4 protein-coding genes are annotated in these 4,034 nt (G+C 74.0%); all 4 read left to right on the top strand.

Translation table 11 applies throughout. The annotated features are described in order from the left end of the window. Positions 1-1,290, top strand: a 1,290-nt coding sequence (locus PV721_RS41960) for a DUF4350 domain-containing protein (RefSeq protein WP_319733953.1), incomplete at its 5' end; no start/stop codon positions are given. Further along, the gene (locus PV721_RS41955) at positions 1,287-2,273 is read left to right on the top strand and encodes a MoxR family ATPase (protein WP_319733951.1); all 987 of its coding nucleotides are present in this window, start codon (positions 1,287-1,289) and stop codon (positions 2,271-2,273) included. The genes PV721_RS41960 and PV721_RS41955, both read left to right, overlap by 4 nt. After that, positions 2,273-3,583, top strand: coding sequence for a DUF58 domain-containing protein (locus tag PV721_RS41950; RefSeq protein WP_319733949.1), 1,311 nt, complete (start codon positions 2,273-2,275; stop codon positions 3,581-3,583). The genes PV721_RS41955 and PV721_RS41950 overlap by 1 nt, the downstream gene beginning before the upstream one ends. A gap of 156 nt (positions 3,584-3,739) precedes the next feature. Then, the gene (locus PV721_RS41945; RefSeq protein ID WP_319733947.1) at positions 3,740-3,901 is read left to right on the top strand and encodes a hypothetical protein; all 162 of its coding nucleotides are present in this window, start codon (positions 3,740-3,742) and stop codon (positions 3,899-3,901) included. Positions 3,902-4,034 lie beyond the last annotated feature (133 nt).

The following is a 4,034-nucleotide window of genomic DNA, read 5'->3' as shown; positions in this document are numbered from 1 at the left end:
CCCGGCCCCACCTCAGCCCGGGCCCCCGGCGGCACGAGCGGCAACGGCGGCAACGGCGGCAACGGCGGCAGCAGCAACAGGAACAGCGGCAACGGCAGCGGCAGCGGCAGCGGCAGCGCAAACAGCAAGGCAGACGGCAAGGCAAAGGGCACCCGCAAAGCCCGCCTCATCCTCGCCACCGCCGCCGTCCTGGCCGCCGGCGTCACCATCCTGGCCGCCCTCAACTCCGGCACCCGCCACGGCTACCTGGACCCTCGCTCCGCCGACCCCTTCGGCAGCCGCGCCGTGGCCGAGCTGCTCAAGGCCCGCGGCGTCACCACCCGCGTCGTCACCACCGCCGCCGAGGCCGCCGACGCGGCCGGCCCCGGCACCACGCTCCTGGTCACCGACCCCGACCGGCTCGGCACCGCCCAGCGCCGCACCATCCGCTCGGCCATCGACCTCTCCGGCGGTCGCACCGTCCTGCTCGCCCCCGGCAGCCCCAGCCTCCCCGACCTCTCCCCCGGCGTCCGCACCGCCGGAGACGCCGCCCCCGACGAACTCGACCCCGCCTGCGCCCTGCCCGCCGCAGCCTCGGCCGGCCGCGCGGCAACCGGCGGTGGCCTGCGCTACACCACCACCCTTCCGGGAGCCACCGCCTGCTACCCCAGCGGCGGTCACCCCACCCTGCTCACCCTCCCGGCGGGAACCCGCGGCGACACCGTCCTCCTCGGGTCCGAGACGGTCCTCCTCAACGAGAGCCTCGCCGAGGAGGGCAACGCTTCCCTGGCCCTCCAACTCCTCGGCTCCCGCCCGGAACTCGTCTGGTACATGCCGTCGCTCGCGGACTCCGACCCGGACACCGGCGCATCCGAGGACAAGAGCCTCTTCGAACTCGTCCCGGACGGCTGGTCCTGGGCCCTGCTCCAGCTCTTCCTCGCCGCCGCCCTCGCCGCCCTCTGGCGCGCCCGCCGCCTGGGCCCCCTCGTCACCGAGAAGCTCCCCGTCGTCATCCGCGCCTCCGAGGCGACCGAGGGCCGGGCCCTCCTCTACCGCAAGGCCGGCGCCCGCGACCGCGCCGCCACCGTGCTGCGCGCCGCCACCCGCGAACGCCTCGCCGCCCTCACCGGCGTACCGCACGCCCAGGCCCACGACCCCGCCGCCCTCACCCCGGCGGTCTCCGCCCGGCTCACGGACGGCACTTGGGACGTCACCGCCCTCCTCTTCGGCACCACCCCCTCCGACGACGCGGCACTCGTCGCGCTCGCCGACCACCTCGACGCCCTCGAAAGAGAGGTCCGTACGTCATGACGTACCCGGCCACCGAGTCCACGGCTGCGACCGCGGACAGCGCCCGCGCTTCCCTCGAAGCGCTCCGCACCGAGATCGGCAAGGCCGTGGTCGGCCAGGACTCGGCCGTCACCGGTCTCGTCGTCGCGCTCCTGTGCCGCGGCCACGTCCTCCTCGAAGGCGTCCCCGGCGTCGCCAAGACCCTCCTCGTACGGGCCCTGGCCGCGTCCCTCGAACTCGACACCAAGCGCGTCCAGTTCACCCCCGACCTGATGCCGAGCGATGTCACCGGCTCGCTCGTCTACGACGCCCGCACCGCCGAGTTCTCCTTCCAGAACGGCCCGGTCTTCACCAACCTCCTCCTCGCGGACGAGATCAACCGCACGCCTCCGAAGACCCAGTCCTCCCTCCTCGAGGCGATGGAGGAACGCCAGGTCACGGTCGACGGCACCCCGCGCAAGCTCCCGGAGCCCTTCCTCGTCGCCGCCACCATGAACCCGGTCGAGTACGAGGGCACGTACCCCCTCCCGGAAGCCCAACTGGACCGCTTCCTGCTCAAGCTGACGGTTCCTCTGCCCTCCCGCGACGACGAGATCGGCGTCCTGACCCGTCACGCCGCCGGCTTCAACCCCCGCGACCTGCACGCCGCCGGCATCCGCCCGGTCGCCGGCCCGGCCCAGCTCGAAGCCGCCCGCGAGGCCGTCGCCAAGGTCTCCGTCTCCCCCGAGATCGCCGGCTACGTCGTCGACATCTGCCGCGCCACCCGCGAATCGCCCTCGCTCACCCTCGGCGTCTCCCCCCGCGGCGCGACCGCCCTGCTGGCCACCGCCCGCGCCTGGGCCTGGCTCACCGGCCGCGACTACGTCACCCCCGACGACGTCAAGGCCCTGTCCCTCCCGACGCTGCGCCACCGCGTCCAGCTGCGCCCGGAAGCGGAGATGGAGGGAGTCACCGCCGACGCCGTCATCACGGCGATCCTCTCCCACGTCCCCGTCCCCCGCTGATGGCCCTCACCGGACGCGCCGCCCTGCTGGCGGCCCTCGGCAGCATTCCGGTCGGCGTCCTCGAACCGAGCTGGGCGGGGATGCTCGCGGTCAACGGCCCGATCGCCCTGGCCTGCGCGGTCGACTACGCCCTGGCGGCGCCGGTCCGCAGCCTCGTGCTGGCCCGCTCGGGGGACACCTCGGTCCGCCTCGGCGAGCCGGCGGACGTCCACCTCACCGTCACCAACCCCAGCGGCCGCACGCTGCGGGCCCGGGTCCGCGACGCCTGGCCGCCGAGCAGCTGGCTCCCCGGCACGGAGAGCGACGCCTCCCGCCACGAGGTGGTCGTCCCCGCGGGCGAGCGCCGCCGGCTGACCACCCGTCTGCTCCCCACCCGCCGCGGCGACCGCCGCGCGGACCGCGTCACGATCCGCTCGTACGGGCCCCTGGGCCTGTGGGCCCGCCAGGGCGCCCACGTGTCCCCCTGGACGGTCCGGGTCCTGCCGCCCTTCACCAGCCGCAAGCACCTGCCCTCCCGGCTGGCCCGGCTACGCGAACTCGACGGCCGTACCAGCGTTCTGACGCGCGGTGAGGGAACCGAGTTCGACAGCCTCCGCGACTACGTCCCCGGCGACGACACCCGCTCCATCGACTGGCGCGCCACCGCCCGCCAGCACAAGGTGGCCGTCCGCACCTGGCGGCCCGAACGCGACCGGCACATCCTCATCTGCCTGGACACCGGCCGTACTTCGGCGGGCCGCGTCGGCGACGCCCCCCGCCTGGACTCGGCGATGGACGCAGCCCTGCTCCTCGCCGCGCTGGCCACCCGCGCCGGCGACCGCGTGGACCTGCTGGCCCACGACCGCCGCCCTCGCGCCCAGGTCCAGGGACGCGCGGCGGCCGACATCCTCCCGTCTTTCGTCAACGCGATGGCCCCCCTCGAACCCGAACTGGTCGAAACGGACGCCCGCACCCTGGTCTCCACCGTCCTCCGCAGCGCCCCGCGCCGGTCCCTGGTGGTCCTTCTGACGAGCCTGGACGCGGCCCCGATCGAAGAGGGCCTGCTCCCGCTGCTCCCCCGGCTCACCCAGCGCCACACGGTCCTGCTGGCCTCGGTCGCCGACCCGCACGTCGACGAGATGACGAAGTCCCGCGGCAGCGTGGACGCGGTCTACGAGGCAGCGGCCGGCACCCAGGCCCAGGCCCAGCGCCGCCGCACCGCCGACCAGCTCTCCCGGCACGGCGTCCACGTCGTCGACGCCACCCCAAACACCCTGGCCCCGGCCCTGGCCGACGCCTACCTGGCCCTGAAGGCCGCCGGCCGTCTCTAGGGAGTGTTTTTCCGATCACCGGACCGTTGGTCCGGTCGTGAGGGCAGTCGGGTTGTCTGATGCCGCGAGGGCGGTGATCGCACCGTTGTTGCCGCCCTCGGACGCTCCCGCGGCGGGCTGACCAATCGCGGACCGATATCAGGCCGCGATGTCCTCATGAGGGACAAGAGGACCGTCAGCCTGCACAGCGACTCCTCAGCAGGTCCCGACGGCATCCGCTTCCGCAAGACAGTCCCCTACGCCTTCGGTGACATCGTCACCGCCGGCCGCTGGACCCTGGATACCAGCAGCCTCACGAGCTACCCCGCCCACTGGTGAAGCACGGGCCAAGTTCTCACCGGTGCCCCGGGCCGTAAACGCAGAAAAGCCCCGCACCGAACCCGAAGGTTTGGTGCGGGGCTTCCGCAATGATTGTTCGGCGGCGTCCTACTCTCCCACAGGGTCCCCCCTG

The organism is Streptomyces sp. MB09-01 (genome assembly GCF_033794505.1).
GTDB lineage: Bacteria > Actinomycetota > Actinomycetes > Streptomycetales > Streptomycetaceae > Streptomyces.
This window is presented reverse-complemented; position numbering and strand designations above follow the sequence as displayed.